General features: G+C 65.6%; 20 protein-coding genes. 8 read left to right on the top strand and 12 right to left on the bottom strand.

Features of this window, described 5'->3' with window-relative positions; translation table 11 throughout:
- Nucleotides 1-83: 83 nt before the first annotated feature.
- The 6 genes from BWQ92_RS13335 to BWQ92_RS13310 form a co-directional block, all read right to left on the bottom strand.
- Nucleotides 84-1,025 carry a 2-hydroxyacid dehydrogenase gene (locus tag BWQ92_RS13335; protein WP_076800171.1) on the bottom strand — a complete coding sequence of 314 codons (942 nt, stop codon included), beginning with the start codon at nt 1,023-1,025 and terminating at the stop codon, nt 84-86.
- 73 nt (nt 1,026-1,098) lie between these two features.
- Nucleotides 1,099-1,854 carry an SDR family oxidoreductase gene (locus BWQ92_RS13330; protein WP_076800169.1) on the bottom strand — a complete coding sequence of 252 codons (756 nt, stop codon included), beginning with the start codon at nt 1,852-1,854 and terminating at the stop codon, nt 1,099-1,101.
- Nucleotides 1,855-1,890: 36 nt separating this feature from the next.
- Nucleotides 1,891-3,231, bottom strand: a complete 1,341-nt coding sequence (locus tag BWQ92_RS13325; protein ID WP_076800167.1) for an MFS transporter — start codon at nt 3,229-3,231, stop codon at nt 1,891-1,893.
- Nucleotides 3,232-3,279: 48 nt separating this feature from the next.
- Complete coding sequence (locus tag BWQ92_RS13320; RefSeq protein ID WP_076800165.1) at nt 3,280-4,293, bottom strand: biotin-dependent carboxyltransferase family protein; 1,014 nt, start codon at nt 4,291-4,293, stop codon at nt 3,280-3,282.
- Nucleotides 4,290-5,015 (bottom strand): 5-oxoprolinase subunit B family protein, encoded by a 726-nt coding sequence (locus BWQ92_RS13315; protein WP_076800163.1) that lies wholly within the window; start codon nt 5,013-5,015, stop codon nt 4,290-4,292. The genes BWQ92_RS13320 and BWQ92_RS13315 overlap by 4 nt, the downstream gene beginning before the upstream one ends.
- A 1-nt stretch (nt 5,016) precedes the next feature.
- Nucleotides 5,017-5,805 (bottom strand): LamB/YcsF family protein, encoded by a 789-nt coding sequence (locus BWQ92_RS13310; RefSeq protein ID WP_076800161.1) that lies wholly within the window; start codon nt 5,803-5,805, stop codon nt 5,017-5,019.
- A gap of 621 nt (nt 5,806-6,426) precedes the next feature.
- Between BWQ92_RS13310 and BWQ92_RS13305 the strand changes: the two genes are divergently transcribed.
- Both BWQ92_RS13305 and BWQ92_RS13300 read left to right on the top strand, forming a co-directional pair.
- Nucleotides 6,427-7,347, top strand: coding sequence for a LysR substrate-binding domain-containing protein (locus BWQ92_RS13305; RefSeq protein WP_076800159.1), 921 nt, complete (start codon nt 6,427-6,429; stop codon nt 7,345-7,347).
- Between the two features lie 133 nt (nt 7,348-7,480).
- Nucleotides 7,481-7,714, top strand: a complete 234-nt coding sequence (locus tag BWQ92_RS13300) for a hypothetical protein (RefSeq protein WP_076800157.1) — start codon at nt 7,481-7,483, stop codon at nt 7,712-7,714.
- 27 nt (nt 7,715-7,741) lie between these two features.
- On the opposite strand, the gene BWQ92_RS13295 is transcribed toward BWQ92_RS13300, so the two are convergent.
- Complete coding sequence (locus BWQ92_RS13295; RefSeq protein WP_076800155.1) at nt 7,742-8,851, bottom strand: mandelate racemase/muconate lactonizing enzyme family protein; 1,110 nt, start codon at nt 8,849-8,851, stop codon at nt 7,742-7,744.
- Between the two features lie 46 nt (nt 8,852-8,897).
- Nucleotides 8,898-9,995: an alcohol dehydrogenase family protein gene (locus BWQ92_RS13290; protein WP_076800153.1), complete on the bottom strand. Its 1,098-nt coding sequence runs from the start codon at nt 9,993-9,995 to the stop codon at nt 8,898-8,900.
- Between the two features lie 228 nt (nt 9,996-10,223).
- Here BWQ92_RS13290 and BWQ92_RS13285 point away from each other — a divergent pair, with 228 nt between their 5' ends.
- A complete protein-coding gene (locus BWQ92_RS13285) occupies nt 10,224-11,009 on the top strand; it encodes an IclR family transcriptional regulator (protein WP_076800152.1) in 786 nt (261 codons plus the stop codon).
- Between the two features lie 201 nt (nt 11,010-11,210).
- Complete coding sequence (locus BWQ92_RS13280) at nt 11,211-12,923, top strand: HNH endonuclease (RefSeq protein ID WP_076803711.1); 1,713 nt, start codon at nt 11,211-11,213, stop codon at nt 12,921-12,923.
- 86 nt (nt 12,924-13,009) lie between these two features.
- Here the strand turns inward: BWQ92_RS13280 and BWQ92_RS13275 are convergent, their stop codons facing one another.
- The gene (locus tag BWQ92_RS13275; RefSeq protein WP_076800151.1) at nt 13,010-13,687 is read right to left on the bottom strand and encodes a 4-carboxy-4-hydroxy-2-oxoadipate aldolase/oxaloacetate decarboxylase; all 678 of its coding nucleotides are present in this window, start codon (nt 13,685-13,687) and stop codon (nt 13,010-13,012) included.
- A gap of 27 nt (nt 13,688-13,714) precedes the next feature.
- On the bottom strand, nt 13,715-14,923 hold the full coding sequence (locus BWQ92_RS13270; protein WP_076800149.1) for an aspartate transaminase: 1,209 nt from the start codon (nt 14,921-14,923) through the stop codon (nt 13,715-13,717).
- Nucleotides 14,924-15,194: 271 nt separating this feature from the next.
- Here BWQ92_RS13270 and BWQ92_RS13265 point away from each other — a divergent pair, with 271 nt between their 5' ends.
- From BWQ92_RS13265 to BWQ92_RS13250, 4 genes are all read left to right on the top strand, one after another.
- Nucleotides 15,195-15,722: a hypothetical protein gene (locus BWQ92_RS13265; protein WP_076800147.1), complete on the top strand. Its 528-nt coding sequence runs from the start codon at nt 15,195-15,197 to the stop codon at nt 15,720-15,722.
- Between the two features lie 126 nt (nt 15,723-15,848).
- Nucleotides 15,849-18,032, top strand: coding sequence for an amylo-alpha-1,6-glucosidase (locus BWQ92_RS13260; protein ID WP_076800145.1), 2,184 nt, complete (start codon nt 15,849-15,851; stop codon nt 18,030-18,032).
- A 151-nt stretch (nt 18,033-18,183) separates the two neighbouring features.
- Complete coding sequence (locus tag BWQ92_RS13255; protein WP_076803710.1) at nt 18,184-20,307, top strand: penicillin acylase family protein; 2,124 nt, start codon at nt 18,184-18,186, stop codon at nt 20,305-20,307.
- Nucleotides 20,304-20,897 carry a GNAT family N-acetyltransferase gene (locus BWQ92_RS13250; protein ID WP_076800143.1) on the top strand — a complete coding sequence of 198 codons (594 nt, stop codon included), beginning with the start codon at nt 20,304-20,306 and terminating at the stop codon, nt 20,895-20,897. The genes BWQ92_RS13255 and BWQ92_RS13250 overlap by 4 nt, the downstream gene beginning before the upstream one ends.
- Before the next feature lie 37 nt (nt 20,898-20,934).
- Here the strand turns inward: BWQ92_RS13250 and BWQ92_RS13245 are convergent, their stop codons facing one another.
- On the bottom strand, nt 20,935-21,447 hold the full coding sequence (locus BWQ92_RS13245) for a flavin reductase family protein (protein WP_076800141.1): 513 nt from the start codon (nt 21,445-21,447) through the stop codon (nt 20,935-20,937).
- Nucleotides 21,448-21,581: 134 nt separating this feature from the next.
- Nucleotides 21,582-22,550, bottom strand: coding sequence for a GNAT family N-acetyltransferase (locus tag BWQ92_RS13240; RefSeq protein WP_076800139.1), 969 nt, complete (start codon nt 22,548-22,550; stop codon nt 21,582-21,584).
- Nucleotides 22,551-22,643: the final 93 nt, after the last annotated feature.

The following is a 22,643-nucleotide window of genomic DNA, read 5'->3' as shown; positions in this document are numbered from 1 at the left end:
TGTGGCCCCAATTGCGGCCCTGTTCGGGGCCACAAGTGTACGTTCGCGCTTGATTGGAGAGTGGTCCTTGAAAGGCGCTTGTCCTAGAAGGGGCCGCGCTGTACGAGGTTGGCCGGGGCCTGGCCTGCGGCCAGAGCTTCGAGCTGCTCCCGGAGGAGCTTCAGGATCCGCGGCTCGAAGGCTGACGCGTTGCCGCCCACGTGCGGCGTGATCAGGGCGTTGGGCGCGGACCACAGCGCGTGGTCTTGCGGCAGCGGTTCGGGATCGACGACGTCGAGCGCGCAGTTCAGGCGGCCGGACAGTACTTCCTTGGTCAGGGCGTCCGTGTCCACCACCGGGCCGCGGCCCACGTTCACCACCAGCGCGCCGTCCGGCAGGGACGCGAGGACCTCTTCACCGATCAGCTGGTTCGTCTGCTCGTTCAGCGGCAGCACCGAGACGAGGATGTCGTGCGTGGCGGCCAGTGCAGTCAGCTCGCTGGACGCATGGACCTCGCCGTGCTCGTCAGTACGGGCGGAACTGCCCACCCGGGTAACGGTGACCTCGAAGGGCTCCAGCCGGCGGGCGATCTCGTGCCCGATCCCGCCCACGCCCAGCAGCAGCACGCGCCGGTCGGCCAGGGACTGGCGGCGCTCCGGCCGCCACAGGCCGTGCTGCTGGTCGCGGACGGCCTGGTCGATGCCGCGCAGTTTGGCCAGGATCAGGCCCACGGCCAGTTCCGCCGTCGCCGCAGCGTGCACGCCGGAGGCACTGGCGACGCCGGCCGCCGGACCGGCAGCCTCAATCACGCCGTCGTATCCGGTGGACTGTGTCTGGACGTACTTCAGGTTTTCAACCTTGGCGAGGGATCCCAGAACCGCACCGGCGTTGATGTACGGGAGGATGACGCCGTCGATCTCGCCCAGCGTCCCGCCGTCGGGATCCGATTTCAGGTCCCACACCACTCCCTTGAGCCCTTCGGGAAGGGGCGAGAGATCAGCGAGCAGCTGGGAGTCGGGGAAGCTGACGGTGCGGACTGTTTGCATCGGAAAACCTATCGATTGGGAGGAGCGGGGAAACAGGGTGGAGCCGGTCCGGCCGGCCCCACCTGTGGGAGCTTTAAGCTTGGCGCCGGTCGAACGTGAGCCCGCCGGGAACCTGGAATGTGGGCATGAGTTCCAGCATGCCCACGTTCACGTGGCGGGGCGTTTCGATGGCGTAGTCCATGGCGTTGACGATATCGTCCGTGGTCAGGGACTCGTAGCCTTCGTAGTACGTCTTCCACGCCTCTTCCATGGCCTCGGGCGTACCGCCCATGTTGCGGCCGAAGATCTCGGTTTCCACGCGTCCGGGGCAGATCTCGGTGACGCGGATGCGCTTGCCGACGGTGTCGTTGCGCAGCTGCCGCGAGATCTGGTGCACGGCTGCCTTGGTGGCGTGGTACACGGTGTGCCCGTAGAAGTTGTACAGGCCGGCGATGGAGCTGATGTTGATGACGTGGCCGCGGTCGCGTTCCACCATGCCGGGCAGGACCAGCCGGGTCAGCTGGAGCAGGCCGCGGAGGTTGACGTCCACGAGTTCGTCGATGTCGCTCTCCGAGGAGTCCAGGATGTTGCCCGGGCGGGACACACCGGCGCAGTTCACCAGCACGTCGACCTCCAGGTTCCCGACGGCGGCCGTCAGGGCTGCGGTGTCAGTCAGGTCGACGACGTGGGGAATGGCGCCGGTCTTGTCGGCCAGGTCGTTCAGTCGCTCCTCGTTGCGGGCCACGGCGTGGACGGTGAGTCCCCGCTTGGCGAGGCGCTCGGCGATCGCGGCACCCATACCTGTTGAGGCGCCGGTGACGAGTGCGGTTGAGTAGTCGGAAAACGGCATTTAAGTCTCCTGGTTATTGCAGTGCAGTGGAAATGGTTAGGCGTCGCGCAGCGGCAGGTGCGCCCGGTCCTTGACGGTGCTGACGGCCGCCAGCGTGCCCAGCGCCGTGATGACGGCGTAGAAGGCGGGCATGTAGATATTGCCGGTGGAGGAGATCAGCCAGGTCATCAGCAGCGGGGCAGTTCCGCCGAAGAGTGCCGAGGAGATGTTGTAGCCCAGGCCGTAGGCCGAGTAGCGGACCCGGGTGGGGAACAGTTCCACGATCAGGATGTGGATCACCGCGGTGTGTCCGGCGAAGACGACGGCCATGATGCAGGCACCCAGGATGGCCAGGGCCATGTTGCCGGTGGCGATCAGGGCGTAGGCGGGAATACCGAGGATGGCCATGGCGATGGCGGCGCCGGCGATGACCTTCTTGCGCCCGACGCGGTCGGAGAGGGCACCCATGAACGGGATGGCGATGCAGATGACCACCAGGCTGCAGGCGGTGACCAGCAGGGCCTCGCCGATGGTGAAGTTGAGCTGCTTGCCCTTGAGGAACGTCGGCATGTAGGAGAACAGGACGTAGTAGCCGGAGCCGTTCATGAGCGGGATGAACAGTGCCAGCAGCATGGCGCGGCGGTGTTCGGCGGAAGCGAAGGCTTCCTTCAGCGGGTTCTTGGACAGGCCGCCCTCTTCCTTGAGCTTCTGGAAGTTGGGGGTGTCGCTGATGGCCTTGCGGATGTACCAGCCGATGACGCCCATCGGGATGGCTACCAGGAACGGAATGCGCCATGCGAAGGAACCGAAGCCGCCGCCATCGATGGCTGCCTGGGTGAGCCACGGGGACATGGAGTAGGCAACGAGGGTGCCGGTGAGCAGGGCAGCGAAGGAGGCGATCTGGGCGTAGGAGGTGATGATGCCGCGCTTGCCTTCAGGGGCGTGCTCGGCGAGGAAGGTCATGGCGCCGGCGGCCTCGCCGCCCACAGAGAAGCCCTGCATCATGCGGAGCAGCACCAGCAGCACCGGTGCTGCGATACCGATGGCCGAGTAGGCAGGCAGCAGGCCGATGCCCGCCGTCGCCACGCTGATCAGCAGGATGACAAAGACCAGTAGTTTTTGCCGTCCGATCTTGTCCCCCAGGATGCCGCAGACGACTGCGCCGAGCGGGCGGACGAAGAAGGACACGGCGTAGCCGGCGAAGACGAACAGCAGGGCGTTGTCCGGGTTGCCGGGCGCCAGGAACACGAGGGCCAGGGTTCCGGCCATGAAGGCAAAAATGCCGTTGTCGTAAAGCTCCACGAAGATGCCGACACAGCCGGCGGTCACTACCTTGCGGGTCTGCCTCGCATCGAGGCGGTCATGCTGCGGAACGGCCGCACGCGTTGGTGAAGACATTTTCATTCCTAACTTGGGGTTAGTCCGAGGGGAGGTCATCGGTGATCCTTAGCTGCCGGCTGCCGGTGCGAGTTCCGGCCAGCCGGGCTCTTTGCCGATGCCAAGGAGGGCGAAGACTGTGCTGACTCGGGAACGGAGGTTCTCCAGTTCCCGTAAAGCCGCCCGATGCTTTGCTGTGGCTTCGGGGACGGTGGTCTTGCGGAAGGTGATGGTGTGTCCCGGCCGGGCCTGGGCAAGGGTGTCCAGGGAACGGCTGGTAACCACTGCCAGGACGGGATAGCCGGCCGTGACGCCGCGTCCGCGGTGCAGCACCAGCAGTTCTTCCCTGGACGGAACCTCGATGGCTCCCACCGGAACGCCGCGGGACAGCACTTCTGCTGACGTCTGGCGTTCGGGAAGGGCACCGCCGAGGCGCAGCCCGATGTGGTTGCTCCGGGCGCTGACGGTGTATTCGGTGTTGTACAGCAGCTCTGCTGTGTCACCGAATTCGTCGACGTCCGGACCGTCCGTGACGTCAATGACCGCCCTGCTGCTGAACTCGGGCCGGGTCAGCCCAAGCCTGAACAGCGGAAGGTCAAAGTATGGCTGCCGGATGGGCCCGACGCTCCTGGACGTCTTCAGTTCCATGCCTTCGGAGAGCCGGAGGCCGAAGCCGATGACCGTATCAGGGGCGCAGCTTCCCAGCAGGGCCGGCGCCTCCACCGAGCCGTGGACGGCGAGGTAGGCGCGAAGGCCGCCGGTGATGCGGCGCACCGCAACCGTCTCCCCGGCACGGACAGACACCGGCTCCCACTGCTGGCATTCGCGCCCGTCAACGGTCAGAGTCAATGGTGCGCCCGTGACCGCGATGAGCAGGTCGCTGGTGGCACGCATACGGAAGTCGAGGGCGGTAATTTCCAGCAGCGGGGCGTTGTCCGCATTGGCGGCGAGGATGTTGGCCGCCCTCGCCGAGAACTGGTCGAGGGCCCCGTTGACGGGAAGTCCGAACCGGGGTCCGCGGAAGCGGCCCAGGTCCGTGACCACCGAGTTTCCGGGCTGCTGGATGATCAGTGACCCGCTCATCGTGCTGCCTCCAGCTTCCGGCCCGCGTATTCCGCGAATTCCTCCGGCTGGATTTGGCGGAACGTCAGGCGGTCGCCGGGCAGGTACGGAACCAGCGGCTCGCTGGCGGCATCAAGGACGGTCAGCGGGGTCTGCCCGATGACGCACCAGCCGCCGGGCGCCGCCGCCGGGGCGATCACCGCTTGCCGGCCGGCAACGGAAACAGCACCCGCAGGGACGGACAGCCGGGGATCCTTCAGCCGGGGAACCGGTAGTGGGAAGTCGGGTCCGTCCATCATAGGTGAGCCTGCGGGGGCACCCAGGCAGCGGATCACGTAGGACTTGGCCGTGTGGAGCGCGATGACTTCCTCCACGGAAAGCTGTTCGTGCTCGGCAACCCGTTCCAGGTCGGGACCGTACTCGCCGCCATAAACCACGGGGACGCTGAATTCGCGGGGTGTGCGGGCCGGTGCACCGGTGTGCTCGAGCTGGCGCAGGCCGAGGAGGACAAAGGCCCGGACCTGGCGCGCCGAGGTGACCCCCGGGTCAAATTCCACGAGCAGCGAGTCGTAGGTGGGCACTGCGCCGTGTACGCCGTCGGCCTCTGCTGTCTCAAGCCACTGCGCAAGGGAATGGACAGTGCTCCAGTTGGCCTCCGTGTCAGCGGAGGAGGCGACGACGCGAAGGGCGGAATCCCCCGACTCGAAGATCTCCACCGGAGTTGGATTTGGGGTCGCAGCCATGTCAGGCGACCTTTTCTTTGGCGGCCAGCACCTGGGTCAGCGGGGCGATGGTCACGCCGGCGCTCTCCAGTTCGGCGCGGACCTGGCGGGCCAGCTGCACCGCGCCGGGGGTGTCGCCGTGCAGGAGGACGGTATCGGCAACAATCGGCAGGTCCGTGCCGGCGACGGTTTCAATGAGCCCCTCGCAGACCATCCGCACGGTGCGCTCCACGATTGCGGCCGGATCGTGGATCACGGCGCCCGGGTGGCTGCGGGGCACGAGGGTTCCGTCGGCTTCATAGGCGCGGTCGGCAATGCCGACGATGCCCACGGGAAGCTGCCGTTCAGCGGCAGCGGAGGCCAGTTCTCCGTCCTGCGCCAGGACAATGAGGCCGGGATTCAGTCGGGCGGCGGCGTCGGCCACGGCTGCTGCATAGTCGGCCCGGGTGGCGACCAGGTTGCCCAGGCGGCCGTGCGGTGCGATGTGGGCGACGCTGGTGCCGTGGTAGGCGGCGAAGGCGCTCAGCGCGCCGAACTGGTACAGGACGTCGTTGCGGACCTCGTCCGCCGTCAGGTCCATGGCGCGCCGGCCAAAGCCCCGCAGGTCAGGGAAGCTGGGGTGCGCCCCGATGCTGACTCCGCGGCGGACGCATTCGGCGACCGTGGCATGCATGATGTCCGGGTCACCGGCGTGGAAACCGCAGGCGATGTTGGCACTGGAAACCACCTCAAGCAGGGCCGCGTCGTCGCCCATCGAGTAGGCGCCGAAGCCTTCACCGAGATCTGCTACGAGATCAACTGTGGGTCCCATTATCTGCCTTCCTGGGGTGGTTAGCAGCAGTCCCGCCCGCGGGGGCAAAGGGATCAGCTGCGCTGGTGATGAGGTGTGTCCGAACGGGCCCTGCGAAGGTCCTCGGGTCCGGTACTGCCGGGCTACCGGCTTCTGCTAAAAAGTGTGGCATCGGGTTTTTTCTCGCACAAAGACGTAATCGGTGTCACGGGATAGGAGCCGGTTATGACCCGCCCTGCGGCGGAGTGCAGGGCTGGCTGCCACCGGTGCGGCCGCGCCGGCCGCACCCTGCGGGACACCCGCGCCTGTGAAACCTGCTCGCATTTGCCGTCCCTTTCCCTTTGAGGAGAATCCGCGCCAAGGGTGGTGCGGTCTCATTGCTTTGAAGATATGGAGCGATTATTTCCGGAATGTAAAAGAAGCCGGTGATTTCGGCAAAAGCCGCTTTTATGCAAAATGCATCTGGCCCCATCAGGAAATCGCATGTCACCCGACGGGATAGAATGTAGGCCTAATGAAATAGCGTTCTGGTTTCAACCTAGTGTCAGCGATGCGGATCACACAAAGACCTATTGCGTATCCCTGCATAGCAACCCGTTATGACCTTCTGGGTCCAGGACGCCGCGATGAGAGAGGGCGGCCGTGGATACCCGGAAGCTTGCGTACTTCGTACAGATCGTGGACTCGGGGAGCATCACCAAGGCGGCGGCCGCGCTGCACGTGGCCCAGCCGGCCCTGAGCCAGCAGGTTTCGGCGCTGGAGAACGAGCTCAAGCAGCGGCTGCTGATCCGCAGCAAGCAGGGCGTTCAGCCCACCGCCGCCGGGCACACGCTGTACCGCCACGCCCAGTCCATCCTTCGGCTTGTCGCGCAGGCCCGGACAGACGTTGCCAAGTCGGGGGCCGCGCCGTCGGGCCGTGTGTCGATTGCCATTGCGCCTTACAGCATGGCGTCCAGCCTGACCCCGCAGATCATCAGCGAAGTCGCCAGGCGGTACCCGGACATCGTCCTGCACGCCACCGAGATCTATGGCGGCGTCCTGAGCGAAGCGATCAAGAACGGCCGGCTGGACATGGCCCTCATCTATGAGCCGGGGCCCATCCGCGGGGTCCTTTTCACCACGATGATCGTCGAGGACCTGCACCTGGTGGTCAACGCCGCCCGTACGGATATAGACGCCACGAACGGTGAGGTCACGCTGGAGGAGGTGGCCCGGCTGGGGCTCTTCCTTCCCGAAAAGATCCACACGCTCCGTCAGGCCGTGGAGGCGGGTTTCGACAGCAAGGGACTGAAGCTCCAGCTCGTGGGCGAGGTGGAGTCGGTGCCGTCCATCGCCAGGCTCCTGCGCGCCGACCTCGGTGCCACCATCATGCCCAAATCGGCCGCCGACGCCCTGTTCCACGAGGAGGACTTTAATGTCCTGCGGATCGTGGATCCCGCACTGCAGTGCAAGATCGCCCTGTGCACGCCCGACCACGATCCCCTCTCGGAGGCCGCCTCGGCCGTGCTCCTGGTGCTGAAGGAAATGCTGCAGGAAATGCTCAACGATAAGTACGGCCGATAGCGGTTCATAGGTTCCGCTTATTAGGGCACTCATCATTTGTCTTAGTAACCGGCTTCCCGGGATTCTAATATTGGCAGCGAGCCTAGAAATTGCGGATGAACATATTCCGCAAACAATCAACGGGGAGCCTGCCATGAAAAAGATCAGCACCATCCGGAGAACCACCGACCCGAGCCTGCGCCTTGTGGCGAAAACCGGGTCCCATTGCCCCACCAATGGTTTCTGGCGCCCGGAGGACCGGTCCGCTGATCCGATTTTCGTCTTTGAGGGCAGCATCATGCCGGTGAGTGGCGGGGGATCGACGGTCTGGTATCTGGAGGACGCCGTCTTCGGCGCCCCGTCCTACCCGGTCCCCCACCGCGTATAACGGCCCGGCAACGCTCCGATGATGTCTTCAGGCGAATACTGCTACGGGTTCGCCGAAGAGGGTTTCGTCCGGCTCGATCCCGAGTCCGGGACCTTCGGGCAGACGTATGTGTCCGCCGTCGACTTTTATTCCGCCCCGAGGGTCATAGCTGCCTTCGATGTAGGGCTGGGCGGCCCAGGTGCCTTCGTTGAGCTCCGGTCGCACCGTGGCTCCAAGGTGCGCGCAGGCTGCGGCGATGATGTCCCCGCCCCAGGAGTCGTCGGAGGTGTGCGGCGTGGTGTACGCCTCGCACACGTCCCGGATGACCGAGGCGGGGTGCAGGCCGCCAATCCTGGTAACTTTCAAACCAAATCCATCACACTGGCTCTTCGCCACGGCGCCTACGGTTTTTACGAGGTCAGTGGTGATTTCGTCGAGGTAGATCGCGTGGTTCACGCGTTCACGCAGGGCAAGCACTTCCTCGAGGGTGTTGCAGGGCTGTTCCATGATGAACGGGATGTCGGGGCATTCCCGGCTGAGCCGCAGGGCGTCACGCACTATGAGGCCGCGGTTTGCGTCAGCTGAGAGGCCAATGCCCCGGTTTCCCACCCGTTCCCACACCTTGCGGATCGTCTCGATATCAAGTTCAACCGGACGTCCGCCGACTTTGAGCTGCAGCCGCGGGTATCCCTCGGCTACCTTTTCGGCTGCGCGGTCCGCAACGACGTCGGGGTCGTCGACGGCCAGCGCGTAGTAGGAGGGGATTCGTTCGGTTTCCACGCCTCCGAGCAGGTCGGCAACGCGGACGCCGTAGTGTTTGCCGGTAACGTCGTGCGCTGCGATGTCGATCGCTGCTTTCGCGTAGCGGTGCCCGTTGAGAAGTTGGTCCATACGGCGGTGGAGCAGCACGATGTTGGAGGGATCCTGGCCGATCAGTCCTTGTGCCACCTCGGCTAGAGCGGCGCGGTTGCCTGCCGCGTGGTGCTGCTCGTAGACCGGTCCTACCGGGCAGGCCTCGCCCCAGCCGACGAGTCCGACGTCGGTTGTTATCCGTACCAAAGTGGTATCGAGGGAGAAGATCTCGCCGTGTGACATGCGGTACGGGCCATTTCGCACCGGAAGGTCGTGGGCGTAGACCGCGATCTCAGTGATTTTCATACGGTTCTTGAATCCTTTGCTTCTCGTTTAATTGATGCAGTGGCGATCAGGACTCGACCGGCGGCGGCACGAGGACGAGCTTCCCCGGGAATTTCTTGGAGATGAAGTCTTCCTGAGCGCGGTGTATTTCGGCCAAGGGGTAGATCCCTGAAACCAGAGGCTTGATCTGGCCGTTGTTGACATAGCGCACCAGGTTCTCGAAGACTGCATCCTCCTGGAACGTGCATCCGAGCAGGGAGAGGTCGTTGAGATAGATCGTGCGCAGGTCGATCTCCGTGATGGGACCGCCGATGGCTCCGGCAATGGCATACCGGCCGCCGCGTCGCAGCAGGCCCAGAAGGTCGCTGACGCCCTCGCCGCCAACAACGTCAACAATGACGTCCATCAAGCGGGATCCGAGCGCCGCAGTCAGGCTTTCCCCGCGGTCCACGATGTGATCCGCCCCGGCTGCGCGCACGACGTCGGCCTTGCTGGGCGAGCAGACCGCGGTGACTTCGGCGCCGCGCAGCTTTGCCAACTGCACGGCGGCGAGGCCTACCCCGCCGGAAGCGCCGGTGATGACGACCTTCTCGGCACCCACCGCGGCCCGGTGCAGCATTCCTTCCGCTGTGGAGTAGGCAATTGAGATCGCGCCAAGTTCTTCGGATGAGAGATCAGAGTGAATGGAGTAGGCCTCAATGGAGGGGGCCACCGCGAATTGCGCGAAACCCCCGTCGCAGTCGCTGCCGTACGTCCAGCACTCGTAGGGGCGGCGGTCGACGTAGTGGCGCATCAGGTTGCGGACGATCACCCGGTCGCCGAGCCGGCGCTGGTCCACATCGTCACCAACGGCCACGATCCGGCCATAAACGTCGCCGCCCTGGATGCGGGGGAATGTCAGGGGAACTCCGGACCAGGAGGCATCGTCGTCATCCGGCTCGTTCGCGCCTTTTGTTGCAGTCGAGTTGGTATCGCCACTGATGGCCTTCGAGTACCAGCCGATGCGCGTGTTGATGTCGGTGTTGTTGATCCCGGCGGCTTCGACCTGGATCAGCACCTCGTCAGCACGGGGCCGGGGCACGGGCACGTCGGTGCGGTACTCAAGTTTCTCGAGGCCGCCGTGTCCGGTCAGAAGCACAGCAGCCATGGTGGCGGGCAGGGTCATCTTCGATCCTTTCGTAAAGAATTCCTGGAGTGTGAGCACTGTTTGAGCAACGCCAAGAGTCATCCTTCTGTTCAATTAGTGGACATGATGTTCATTTTCACATGAGGCTCATCGCCTGACAATAGCCCGGTAAAGTCGAGTGCGGAGGGGTGTGAGCCTCCATCCGGCATTATCCCTAGGATGGAAAGCAGAACCGACGTGAGCAGCACCCACGAACAGGCGGCATAAATGAACGAAGAGACCGATTCCAACTCAGATGTTGACGCGATGAATCGGTCCGCACTCCGGGCGGCGTCACTGCTCATCGCCGCAGGCGGGCACCCTGAGGGGGCCAGTGCGGCAGAACTCGCTATCGAGACGGACATTCCCCGACCCACGACGTTTCGGATCCTGCTAAGCCTTGCCCATACGGGGCTCCTCGCCCGCGATGGCGGCACTTTCAAGCTCGGCTGGCGGACAGCCCAGCTCGGGCGCCTCGCGGACCCCTATCGAGGCATTCTCCCCCGTGTTGAGTTGGTGCTGGGAAGCCTGGCGGAAGATCTTAATGAGTCCGCAGAATTCGTGATGTTCACCGGCCCTACGACCCAGGAAACAATCGCACAGGCGTCCGGTAGCCGCTTGCTTGCTCTTTCCCAGCAGTATGTGGGCCGCAGCTTTCCCCTGCACTCGACTGCGACGGGGAAGGTCTTGCTCGCAAACCTCGACGATGACGAGATCCGTGCCCTGCTCCCGGAGCGCCTTGAAGCGATGACTCCCTTCACCATCACCGACCGCACAGCATTGCTCGCGGAGTTGGACAAGACGCGTTCCCAAGGCTTTGCCACACTTGACGGGGAACTTGAAGAAGGACTGTTCGTGGTGGCAGTACCTGTTCGCAACCAAGCAGGGAAGCTCGTCTCAGGCCTGGCTGTGTCAGGTCTCTCGCAGCGAATGAAGTCCACAAGCGTCGACCTGTATGTCGAGAAACTGCGCGCCGCCGCAGTGCAGCTCGGCAAGATTGTCAGTACGTTTTGAGGACGGCTTGCTCCTGACCCGGCGGCTCCTGTCTCCCCGGCGCCCAACTGGGTGGCAGATCAGGGCGTTCTCAGGGCTGGGGACGCCCTCATCTGCTACCGAGTTGTCGTTCCCGCGTGGATCAAAAATGTTTTTCGATTCCGCTCGCGTCTGGTGCCTGATGGGCCCTTAAATGTCGGTACCCCTTGGCAGACTGTGTTCATGGAGGTCATCGGGAATCCAGCACTGACGGGAGCGGCGCCGCGCGGCGACGACCTGGATGCTGCCGCGGTTCCCGACGGCTGGTTCTCTGGTGGCTGGTTCAATGACGAAGTCTTGCCTGCAGCTGAGTTCGTGGACGACGGTGTTCCCTTCGACGATGAGTATCCGGAATCTTTTCCGGAGGACCCGTTTCCCGAACTGCAGTATGGGAGCATCCCTTTTGATGATGTCCTGCCTGACGACGGCGACGCCCCGGGCCCCGATACGCCCAGGACCGGAACGCCGCGGCCAGCCGTCGCGGACCGGATCGCTGCGGCACCTGCCCTGTTGCCGGTCGACCTCACCGCCGACGGTCCCGGGCTGATCGACCAGACCAGGGCGCTGGAGGACCTCAAATGCTGGGCCGCCGGGCAACAGGCCAGGCTCGCCGTCGCCTTCGAAGCCAAACAGCGCCAGGAACAAGCTGCACCTGGCGCCGAGACCAGACCGGGGATGGCTAACGGCAGCACCCTGGCTGCCGAGGAGCTGGGCAAGAGACGCCCCAAAGAAGACAACTTGGGCGTGGCCGAGCAGATCGCCCTGGCCCGGGGCGAGTCCCCGCACCGCGGCGGCCGGCTCCTTGGCATGGCCAAGGCCCTGGTCACCGAGATGCCCCACACCCTCGGTGCACTGGATACCGGTCAGCTGAACGAAGAGCGCGCCATGTACGTTGTGAAGGAAACCGCCGTCCTGACCGTCGAAGACCGGACCGCCGTCGATGAGGAACTCGCTGCGGATACGGGGACCTTCAACGGGGTCGGGACCCGCGGCGTCATCGCCGCCGTCAAGGCCGCCGCCACCCGCCGGGACCCGCGCTCGGTCACCCAGCGCGCCAGTCACGCCGCATCGGAACGGGGCGTGAGCCTGCGCCCGGCCCCGGACTGCATGACCTACCTGACCGCACTGCTGCCCGCCCACCAGGGCGTCGCCGTCTACGCTGCCCTGACCCGGCAGGCCGACGCCCTCAAAGCCGCCGGTGACCCGCGCTCCCGGACCCAGGCCATGGCCGACACCCTCGTCGAACGCACCACCGGCACCCCCGGCGGCATCACCGGCATCGAGGTAAACCTCGTCATGACCGACCGCACCCTGCTCCAAGCCGACCGCGAACCAGCAAGACTCGTAGGCTACGGCACCGTCCCCGCTGGCTGGGCGCGGGAACTCGTCAACCAGGAAGAAGCACACGAAACTGGGCAACGAGAAGGTACCGCGAACGACGCAGTGAAAGACCTGAAGGTCTGGCTCCGCCGGCTCTACACGGAACCGGAAACCGGTGACCTGGTGGCCATGGACTCAAAACGGCGGCTTTTCCCGGCACCGCTGCGCCGCTTCATCCAGGTCCGCGATGACACCTGCCGGACGCCCTACTGCGACGCCCCGATCCGCCACCACGACCACATTGCTCCCTGGCACGATGACGGTCCAACATCCCTCGAGAACGGCGCCGGACTGTGCGAAGCCTGCAACCACACCAAAGAACTCCCCGGCTGGAAAGCCCAACCCCGACCGGGGCCGCGGCACACCTTCGAAATCACCACCCCAACCGGCCACACCTACCGCTCCACCGCACCCCCGCTACCGGGAACCAGGCTGCCCGGAAAGGGGTTGAGTGAAACCGGTCCGCCGGGAGCGCGGGTAACGAAACCCACCGATAGGAGCAGCCCGGCAGCCTAAGTACGCCTCGGGCGGGACAGTATTCCTGTCCCGCCCGAGGTAATGGCCAGCGCCGGTCAAGGCAGTCAGGCTACACAGCTACCTGGCTATGCGTGCTCGACGAGCAGGCCCTTGGCCTTCAGCACCTCGGTGAGGTTGCACAGCTCGATGGTGGTTCCGCCGGCCTTGTAAAGTTCGATGAGTTCGCGTTCGGCGTCCTCACGTTCCTGCGAGAGGCGGATGACTTCCTCAATCTCGTCCTTCCGGACCACAACCACACCGTCGGCGTCGCCGCGCAGGACGTCGCCGGGATAGATGATCTCGTCGCCGAAGACCACCGGGTGGTTGATGGGGCCGATGGTTTCCTTAACGGTGCCCTTGATGGAGACGCTTCCGGAGAAGACAGGCAGCCCCAGTTCGATGAGGTCCTGGGTGTCCCGGACACCGGAGTCCGTCACCATGCCCGCGAGGCCCTTGGCCTTCATGGCGTTGCCGAGGACGTCGCCGAAGGTGCCGGCTTCCTCGTACTCCCCTGCCGCCACCAGGACAACGTCGCCGGCCTCGGCGTAGTGGATGGCCACCTGCAGCATGAGGTTGTCCCGCGGGGCGCAGCGGACGGTGGTGGCGGGGCCGCAGAAGGACATGCTGCGGTCGATCGGCTTGATCTTGGAGCTGAGCGCGCCCTTGCGGCCCTGTGCCTCGTGGATCGTGGCCGAGGAGAACTTCGCCAGGCGCGCTACGGCGTCAGCGTCGGGTCGTTCGATGTTGGTCTTTACGTGGATCACGGATTTTTCCTTCGTTTGGATGGGGGTTTAGCTGAGGGCCCGGACGGCCTTGTCGATGGCAGCGATGGACTCTTCTATGACGTCCAGGCTGGTGGCGTAGGAGATGCGGAAGTACGGGCCCAGTCCATAAGCCGATCCCTGGATCACTGCGACGCTGGCTGCCTCGAGAAGGTACAGCGTGAAGTCCTCGTCGTTGGCGATGACCTTCCCCTCCGGGGTGGTCTTGCCAATAGCACCGCCGCAGTTGACGTACGCGTAGAAGGCGCCTTCCGGCGTCGCGCATGAAAGACCTTCGACGGCGTTCAGCCCGGCTACCGCTGCATCCCGCCGGCTGCGGTAGACCTCGACGCTTTCCCGTACAAAGGTCTGGTCGCCGGTCAGCGCGGCGACGCTGGCTGCCTGGCTCACGGAGGACGGGCAGGAGGAAATCTGTGACTGGAGCTTGTTGATGGCCGCGATCAGCGGGGCCGGCCCGGCTGCATAGCCCAGCCGCCAGCCGGTCATGGCGTAGGCCTTGGAAACGCCGTTGACGGCAAGGATCCGGCCCTTCAGTTCCGGCGCAACCTCAACCAGGCTCGAGATCTTGCCCGAGCCGAAGTAGATCTGGTCGTAGATTTCATCCGTCAGGACGTAGACCTGCGGGAAGTTGGCGAGGACATCGGCCAGTGCCCGGAGCTCGGACCGGGAGTACACGGCACCTGTGGGGTTCGACGGCGTGTTCAGGATGACCCACTTGGTCCGCTCGTTCAGGGCGCCGGCCAGGGCCACCGGGGTCAGCTTGAAGCCCGACTCCTCGCCGCACGTGACGACCACCGGCGTGCCCTCGTTGGCGAGCACCATGTCCGGGTAGGAGACCCAGTACGGTGCGGGCACCACGACCTCGTCGCCGGCATCCAGGGAAGCCATGAAAGCGGTGAAGATGACCTGCTTCGCGCCGCCGCCGATGGTGATCTCGGCGGGGGTGTAGTGAATGCCGGTGCGCAGCTCGATGGTCTGGAGGATCGCCGTTTGCAGCGCAGGCGTTCCGGTGACGGAGGTGTACTTCGTCTCGCCCTTGCTGATGGCCTCAACCGCAGCGCCCTTGATGTGCTCAGGGGTATCGAAGTCCGGCTCACCGACCGTCAGGTCCAGGATCCGGCGCCCTTCTGCCTTCAGCTCACGCACGCGGGCTGCTGCGGCCACGCTGGCGGATTGCTTGATGCGGGACACTCGAGATGCGGGTTCAAATTCAGACATGGTCTCTTCCTAGGGAGTCAGGACGGAGCGATACTCGTTCCTTCGACACTAGGGAATCCCGGCGTGTATGGATAAGACCTAATCTGCGTGGACGGATAAGCGTCCCTTATGGACCGCCGTCGGCCGCCAGAAAGAGCAGCCAACCCAAACTTTTTGGTTATGGCTCCACGCACTATAGGTATTTCCGCACCTCCGCCCGTTCTGCCTAGCCTTCTAGGTAAGTCAGGCCACAGTCACACCGCCCGACGTCAATCCGAACCGAGGAGTGCTCTTGGCTGTTCTGCACGGCGACGACCGCCGCGAGGGCTACTACCGCTACCGGGGAACACCAAAACCCGACAACACTGCAGTCCAGGCCGAGAAGACACGAAGACTGCTCAGGGACAGCCGGCAGCGACTCTCCTTCAATGCCACCAGCATGCGGGCCGTCTCCGTCCGCCTCAACCAGCAGCTCGCGCAGGCGCTTTGCGATGGCATGAAAGTCACCCGCCTCGCCGCGGCCGCGGAGCTCTCCCGCTGGACGGTCCGAACTGTGGGCCTGTCGGCCGACGACCTGGTCCCCTCCGGTGTACCGGCCGAGGAGCATCTTGCCCTGATCAGGCAGCTGAAGTCGGAGCTGGCGGAACTTGAGGAGTCCAGGACCGCGCTGGAAGACCGCCGCCTCAACCTCCTGGCAACAGCACGACGGCGGGGGGTCCTGGATGATTACGAGCTCGCCGCCCTGAGCGGGCTGCAACGCGAAACCATCAGGAAGATGACCTGGGGCATCCAGCCCGAAGCCGGGGCGATCCCGGCGTAAGCCTCCACCCGCCGTCGTCGTTCGACCCCGAAAAGCAAGGCCTAGCTAGGCCGGGCCAGCAAGCGTAGCGTCGAACTGCACGCTGTTGCTAGTTGCACTGTTGCTACTTACTCGGAGGTGGCCGCGATGGCTGGGTGGAATGCTGATACGGCGGCGGGCCCCTTAGGGGCCGGGACGGTCACCCTGGTCGAGGGATCATCCTTCTGTATTTCCTTGCCGAACGGGGACATCAGCGCCGATCATCCGCATGGCCTCTTTGTGCAGGACGCCCGCATCCTCGCCGGCTGGAACCTGACGGTCGACGGCCAGGCGCTGGAGCCGCTGGCGGCCGAGACGAAGGAGCCGTACCGGGCCCTGTTCGTCGGTCGGGTTCCCCGCTCGGACGGCTACGCCGACAGCCCGCTGATCGTGGAACGCCTGCGGGAAGTGGGAGCCGGCATCCAGGAGCAGGTTACCGTCCGGAACTACTCCCCCGAACCGGCCGATTGCGAAATCGCGCTGAAGATCGGCGCGGACTTCGCTGACCTCTTCGAAGTGAAAGAGGCCCGGATCCAGCGGCGCTGGGACGAAACGCGGCAGGCCTACGGCGCCGCGCTCACCATCCGGGCCGTCTGGCAGGACATCCGCAAAGGCGTGGTGGTCCAGGCCCCGGGCGCGGAGGTTTCCCCGGACGCGGTAAGGTACCGGGCCTCCGTCCCGGCGCACGGACACTGGAGCACCGTCCTGACCGTGCTGCCCAGCACCGGGGGAACCGATTCGGCGACGGCGTTCGTCCACGCTGAGGGGGATGGATTGTCGCCCAGGGACCGCCGCCGTCGGGAGTGGGTGGCGAAGATTCCGGTCCTGCAGATGGGAAACCGGTCGGTTGAGCGGACCCTGCGCCGCAGCTATGACGACCTCGGCGCCCTGCGGATCGAGGATCCCCAGCATCCTGAACGCGTCGTAGTAGCCGCCGGAGCACCCTGGTTCATGACCCTGTTCGGCCGGGACTCGCTGTGGGCTTCAGTGATGGCGATGCCGGTTGATCCGTCGCTGGCGCTGGGCACGCTGCAGACCCTTGCGGACCGCCAGGGAACTGTGGTGGACCCCATGACGGAGGAGGAGCCGGGCAAGATCCTCCACGAGGTCCGGCTCGACGTTTCCAGCGGGCTGTCCTTGGGCGGCAAGTCGGCCTACTACGGCAGCGTCGACGCCACGCCCCTGTTCCTGATGGTGCTCGGAGCGGTCAGCCGCTGGGGCTTCGCCGCCGACACGATCGCCGCCCTGCTGCCCCATGCGGACCGCGCGCTCGAGTGGATCACGAAATACGGGGACAGGGACGGCGACGGCGACGGCTTCGTCGAGTACGAACGCCTCAATGACCAGGGGCTCATCAATCAAGGCTGGAAGGACTCCTGGGATGGGATCAACTTCGCCGACGGCACCCTGGCCGAGCCGCCGATCGCACTGTGCGAGGTCCAGGCTTATGTGTACGTCGCCTACCTTTCGCGGGCATGGCTGGCGTACGACGCCGGAGACACGGCTCTGGGAAATGAGCTCACCGACCGCGCGGACCGGCTGAAGAAACAGTTCAACGAGCAATTCTGGATTCCCGAGCGTGGGTACTACGCCATTGCCCTGGACGGCAAGAAAAGGCAGGTGGACGCCTGTGCTTCGAACATGGGGCACTGCCTGCTGCAGGGATTGATCGACCAGGACAAGGCCCCCATGGTGGCCGAACACCTGATGTCGCCGGAAATGTTCAGCGGCTGGGGCGTGCGCACCCTCGCCAGCGACATGGGCGCCTACAATCCCGCCAGTTACCACAACGGATCAGTCTGGCCGCACGACAACGCCATCGTCGCCGCCGGACTCCTCCGCTATGGCTTCGTGGAAGAGGCGCAGCGGATCGCCACCGGCATGATGGATGCGGCCGAGTACTCAGACGGCCGGCTCCCTGAGCTGTTCTGCGGCTTCAGCCGGGAGCAGCTCGCCGCGCCTGTGCCGTATCCGACGGCGTGCTCGCCCCAGGCCTGGGCGGCCACCGCGCCGATCCAGATGGTGACGAGCCTGATGCGCTACGACCCCGTCGTCTCCGCTGGCGGCGTCTGGATGGACCCTGTCCTCCCGAAGTCCTTCGGGGACCTGCACATCACCAACGCCCCGCTGGGCGGCGGCCGCATCACCATCGACATCGCCGGTTCCGTCCCCTCCGTCCAAGGACTTCCCGAAGGGATGACATTCCATCAGGGGCACCGTCCCTGGATGATCGAGCTCGTCCAGCAGGCCGGTCACCGCCGGGCGGAACGGTCCGAAAGCTGGGGGCGGTAACCCGGCCTGCCCACCAGGGCGCGGTTCTGTTACCGCTGCATTTTGGCAGCGCAGGCAGGCCGATTATTCTCGTGTTAGCTAAGCCTTACCTAACAAGAGTTGGAGAGTCGTGTGCCTGCACACCCGGAATGCCCGCAAGATGCCCGCGCCGATGTCTGCTGAGACATTCCGCGACCCGTGGGGCATCCCGCATCTGCGGGCGGACTCGGCAGACGAACTTGCTTTCCTCCAGGGCAAGAATGCGGCCACGGACCGCTCCTGGCAAATCGAGATGGAGCGGTGGCGCGCAGAAGGCAGGACCGCCGAGCACCTGGGCGCCGACGGGATCGAGTGGGACCGCTTCGCCCGCCGTGCGCGCCTGGACGACACCGCCCGCCGCTGTTTCCAAAACCTCGACGCCGAGACACAGCGCTGGTGCACCGCATACGTGGACGGGGTGAACCACGCCCTCGACTCCAAGCTCCGCGACGCGCCGGAGTTCCGGAACGCCGGCACCGCTCCTGCGGCCTGGCAGCCGTGGACGCCCCTGGGGGTGTTCATGGTGCACCACATCCTTTTCGGCACTTTCCCCAACAAGCTCTGGCGGGAACACATTGCCAAAACCCTCGGCCCCGACGCCGTGGCGCTGTTCAGCATCGAGGCGCCGGTCTGGGCGGGCAGCAACGCCTGGGCCGCGGCCGGCGGGCTGACAGCCACCGGTTCCCCGCTTATCGCCGGCGATCCGCACCGGCTCCTGGAACTCCCGGGCGTGTACCAGCAGGTGCGGCTGGCGTGCCCGGAGTTCGACGTCGTCGGACTCGCCTTTCCGGGCGTCCCCGGGCTGCCCCACTTTGGCCACGCCGGAACGGTTGCCTGGGCCATCACCAATGCCATGGCGGACTACCAGGACCTGTACCAGGAACAGCTGCGGCGCAGCGGGAACGTCCTTCTGGCGCTCGGACCCGACGGCGACAGCCCCGTCCGGGCCCACCACGAGGAAGCGATCCTGGTGCGCGGCGGCGCGGCCGAGACTGTTGAAGTCATTGAAACAGACCGCGGTCCGGTGATTTTGGGCGGGCCCGACGGCGGGGCGCTGAGTTTGCGGACACCCGCCCGGGCGGCGGAATCCCTTGGGTTCCAGGCGCTGCTGCCGCTCCTGCGGAGCCGTTCGGCGGACGACGTCGAACAGGCGCTGGGTGCCTGGGTGGAGCCGGTGAACTGTGTCCTCGTGGCCGATTCCGGCGGTGTGGTGCGCCAGCTTGTGGCCGGAAAGGTCCCGGCCAGGAACCGGGACAACCGCGTCCGCCCCGTGCCCGGATGGTCGGCAGAACACCAGTGGACGGGCGACTGGGAGGACCTTCCGGCGTCCCCTGTTCCGGGCCTGGCCGTCCACGCCAACGACCGCGAGGCCGGCGGCGGCGACCGGCTGGGGCTCGAGTTTGCCCCGGCCCATCGCGCCCGCCGCATCCGGCAACTGCTGGAAGAACATGGCCCCGGCCTGGACGCAGCAACGATGCAGGACATCCACACGGACACGTGGCTCGGTTCGTGGCCCGTATTCCGGGCGCTGCTCGAAGGTTCTGCTCCGCTGTCCGACGCCGCCCTCAAACTCCGCGATCGGCTGCTGCAGTGGTCCGGCCATATGGACGCGGACAGCGGTGACGCCGCATTTTTTGCAGCGTGGCGGTCCGCGCTGGTCCTTGACCTGGCGAACTCACCCGCGTTGCTCCGGCTGGCCGACCCGCACGGCTACCCTGCCCTGTTTGCACCGTGGCTGCATCCGGTGGCGCGCACAGGATTCGCCCTGGAGTCGCTCCTCACCAACGGTAGGGCCCTGGGCCTGGACGTCGACGCGGCGGCCCGCCGCGCCCTGGAGGAAACCGCACTGGAGGAAACCGCACTGGAGGAAACCGCCGCCGCGGCGTCGGCCGGCACCTGGGGTGACCGCCACACGGCCCTGCCGCTCCATGCCCTCCTGGAACACGGCAGTGCCGTAGAAAAAGCGGGCGGCGGCGGGGCTGTGCCCGGCGTCCCGCCCACCCGCCTGTCCGGAGACACGGCCTGCGTCCTGTCCACCGAAAGCCTGCCGGGCGCCAGCGACCGGTGCTTCCGGGGACCCGTGGCGCGCTACATCTGGGACATCGCGGACCGGGCGAACAGCCGGTGGGTGGTGCCTTTCGGCGCCTCCGGACTTCCACAAGACCAGCATTTCGCCAGCCAGCTGCCCCTCTGGGCCGCCGGGGAACTCATCCCTGTCATTACGGACTGGGAACAGCTCACGAAGGAGACCACATGAACGGCACCCGCACCAACCTCGCGCTTTCCGCCAGGCCCACCGTTTACGAGGAAGAGCTGCAGGGGCTGGGACGGTTCCGGCTTGTCACCATCGAACCGGAGTCCGACGCGGACCTGCTTTACAGCTGGGTGCGGGAGGAGCGTGCACGGTTCTGGGGCATGCTCAGTTTGAGCCGGGATGAGGTCCGGGACATTTACCAGTTCCTCGACAGCCTGGACACGCATCACGGGTACCTGATGTGCGTGGACGGGAACCCGGCGGGCATCTTCCAGACCTACGAGCCCCTCCAGGACCCGGTCAGCGAAGCGTACGAGGCCCGCGCCGAAGACACGGGCATGCATCTGCTCCTGGCTCCCGCCGACCGGCCGGTGCGGAACTTCACGCCCACGCTTGTCGCGGCGCTGACCCGCTTCCTGCTGGCGGACCCTGCCAAGGACCGCGTCGTTGCCGAGCCGGATGCCCGGAATGCCAAAGCGATCCGGCGCTTTGAGGGCTGCGGTTTCGAACTGGGGCCGACGGTGCAACTCGCGGAGAAGGAAGCACAGCTCGTGTTCCTCACACGGGAACGGTTCGAAAGCCAGGCCTCGTAGCGATTCCCACTCCCCCGTCGGCTGCCGCCCGCCGTCGTCAGGCGACGCCCGCCAGGATCTTATGCTCCTGCAGGGAGGCGTAGCCACCCTTGAAAAAGAGGAGGGGGTCGACGTCGGAACGGGCGCTGAGGGCGTGGACTGCACCCACCACAATGGTGTGGTCGCCGCCGTCGTACTCCTGGTGCAGCTCGCAGTCCACCCAGGCCAACGCACCGTCCAGGACCGGGTTGCCGAGGGGCGACGGCGAGTGGTCGACGCCCGCGAACTTGTCCGCGCCGGACCGCGCGAACTGGGCCGCAAGGTGCTGGTGTTCGGCGGGAAGGATGTTGACGGTGAAGCGGCCCGCCGCGCGCAGCAGCGGCCAGGTGCTGGAGGTCCGTGCCGGACTGAAGGTCACCAGCGCCGGTTCCAGCGAAAGGGAGGCAAAGGACTGGCAGGTGAACCCGGCAGGACCGTTCTCCGTCGCGGCCGTAATAACGGTCAGGCCGGTTGCGAAATGGCCCAGCACGTTACGGATCCGGCGCGGGCTGAGGTCTGAGAGTTCCGTCATGGTGAGTCCTTTCGATGCGTGTCACCCCAATCAAGCACCTCGCCGCCCGGTTCCCAACCCGGGATGCAACCTATGGACGCGCACCGAAACGCAGCTTCACCGCCCGAAGCGGGGAGTAACAAAACAGGCAGGATTCAGCGCCAGTCGTCGATCACGTAGGAGTCTGGGTGGCTGTACCCCGGCTCGTTCGGCCGGTGCATGGTCACGCCCTGCAGCCCGGTACGGAAACCTCGGGCGGCCATGCGCTGATAGGCATCCGTGCGGGCGAGGTTCATCCCGGCATCGAGCTGGCCCAGTCCGCGCTCGGCTGCCAGTTGCTCGCAGGCATCGAGCAGGCGTTCGAATCTGTCACCAGCGTGGGGCCCGGGGCGGACGGCACCGAATTTGATGAAGCACACGTCCGTGCCCGCCTCTGATCCCGGTCCGCAGTGGCACACTGCGAGCCCATCAAGCCCTGATTCGCCCTGAAGCAGCACGGTGTCACCCAGCCCTTGGGCGTGCACGGCCGTGATCTCGCGTCCCAGGTCCAGCCCGTTATACACGGCATCGGTCAGTGCTCGACATGCATCAAGGTAGTCGGCCTGCTCGGCGGCGGACAGCTCGGCATACAACATCCGGCCGGGTACAGGGCCCGCGGGCACCACCTTCTTGCGCATGACGGCGGTCAGGAAACGGGGCCAGAAGCCGTAACGGCGGTATAGCTCGAGATGTTTTGGACTGTGCGAGAAGGTGAACAGGCCAAGGTGCCTGTTTCCCCAGGTCTCGAAGCAGGCCATGACCGGCTCCATCAGGCGTTGACCGACGCCCTGGTCCCACAGGTCCGGGCGCACGGTCAGCGGTCCGAAGAAGCCAACGCTGCCCCAGTTGGCGGCGAAGTTCGATCCGACGAGGTCACCGTCCACCGTAGCGGCAAACGCGGCGTGGGCATCAGCAGCGAACCGCGTACGGACGTAGTCAGCCGTCCCGAACAGATCGGGAATGCCGAGGAAGGTACCAAACGCAACTCTCAGAATCTCATCGGCGCGATCGAGGTCGTCGTTGCGCAACGGGCGGACCGATACCGGGCCGCCGCCACTCTTTCTCTCGGATTGGTCTGCGTTCATGAGCCTGCCCCGTCGAGGTTGGAAATGGCTGTGCGCGTTGATTGGTGAGGTGCATTATGCCGCGAGCCAGGCAGGCCGTACAGTGCCTGGGCA

The sequence above is a fragment of the Arthrobacter sp. QXT-31 genome (assembly GCF_001969265.1).
GTDB lineage: Bacteria > Actinomycetota > Actinomycetes > Actinomycetales > Micrococcaceae > Arthrobacter.
This window is presented reverse-complemented; position numbering and strand designations above follow the sequence as displayed.

What these genes read in the sequence shown, in the direction of transcription:
- BWQ92_RS13300 (WP_076800157.1), top strand. Translation starts at nt 7,481, where the DNA reads ATGAAAAAGATCAGCACCATCCGGAGAACCACCGACCCGAGCCTGCGC.
- BWQ92_RS13330 (WP_076800169.1), bottom strand. Translation starts at nt 1,854, where the DNA reads ATGCCGTTTTCCGACTACTCAACCGCACTCGTCACCGGCGCCTCAACA.
- BWQ92_RS13295 (WP_076800155.1), bottom strand. Translation starts at nt 8,851, where the DNA reads ATGAAAATCACTGAGATCGCGGTCTACGCCCACGACCTTCCGGTGCGA.
- BWQ92_RS13335 (WP_076800171.1), bottom strand. Translation starts at nt 1,025, where the DNA reads ATGCAAACAGTCCGCACCGTCAGCTTCCCCGACTCCCAGCTGCTCGCT.
- BWQ92_RS13240 (WP_076800139.1), bottom strand. Translation starts at nt 22,550, where the DNA reads ATGAACGCAGACCAATCCGAGAGAAAGAGTGGCGGCGGCCCGGTATCG.
- BWQ92_RS13280 (WP_076803711.1), top strand. Translation starts at nt 11,211, where the DNA reads ATGGAGGTCATCGGGAATCCAGCACTGACGGGAGCGGCGCCGCGCGGC.
- BWQ92_RS13325 (WP_076800167.1), bottom strand. Translation starts at nt 3,231, where the DNA reads ATGTCTTCACCAACGCGTGCGGCCGTTCCGCAGCATGACCGCCTCGAT.
- BWQ92_RS13260 (WP_076800145.1), top strand. Translation starts at nt 15,849, where the DNA reads ATGGCTGGGTGGAATGCTGATACGGCGGCGGGCCCCTTAGGGGCCGGG.
- BWQ92_RS13315 (WP_076800163.1), bottom strand. Translation starts at nt 5,015, where the DNA reads ATGGCTGCGACCCCAAATCCAACTCCGGTGGAGATCTTCGAGTCGGGG.
- BWQ92_RS13255 (WP_076803710.1), top strand. Translation starts at nt 18,184, where the DNA reads ATGTCTGCTGAGACATTCCGCGACCCGTGGGGCATCCCGCATCTGCGG.
- BWQ92_RS13285 (WP_076800152.1), top strand. Translation starts at nt 10,224, where the DNA reads ATGAACGAAGAGACCGATTCCAACTCAGATGTTGACGCGATGAATCGG.
- BWQ92_RS13290 (WP_076800153.1), bottom strand. Translation starts at nt 9,995, where the DNA reads ATGACCCTGCCCGCCACCATGGCTGCTGTGCTTCTGACCGGACACGGC.
- BWQ92_RS13250 (WP_076800143.1), top strand. Translation starts at nt 20,304, where the DNA reads ATGAACGGCACCCGCACCAACCTCGCGCTTTCCGCCAGGCCCACCGTT.
- BWQ92_RS13245 (WP_076800141.1), bottom strand. Translation starts at nt 21,447, where the DNA reads ATGACGGAACTCTCAGACCTCAGCCCGCGCCGGATCCGTAACGTGCTG.
- BWQ92_RS13270 (WP_076800149.1), bottom strand. Translation starts at nt 14,923, where the DNA reads ATGTCTGAATTTGAACCCGCATCTCGAGTGTCCCGCATCAAGCAATCC.
- BWQ92_RS13310 (WP_076800161.1), bottom strand. Translation starts at nt 5,805, where the DNA reads ATGGGACCCACAGTTGATCTCGTAGCAGATCTCGGTGAAGGCTTCGGC.
- BWQ92_RS13320 (WP_076800165.1), bottom strand. Translation starts at nt 4,293, where the DNA reads ATGAGCGGGTCACTGATCATCCAGCAGCCCGGAAACTCGGTGGTCACG.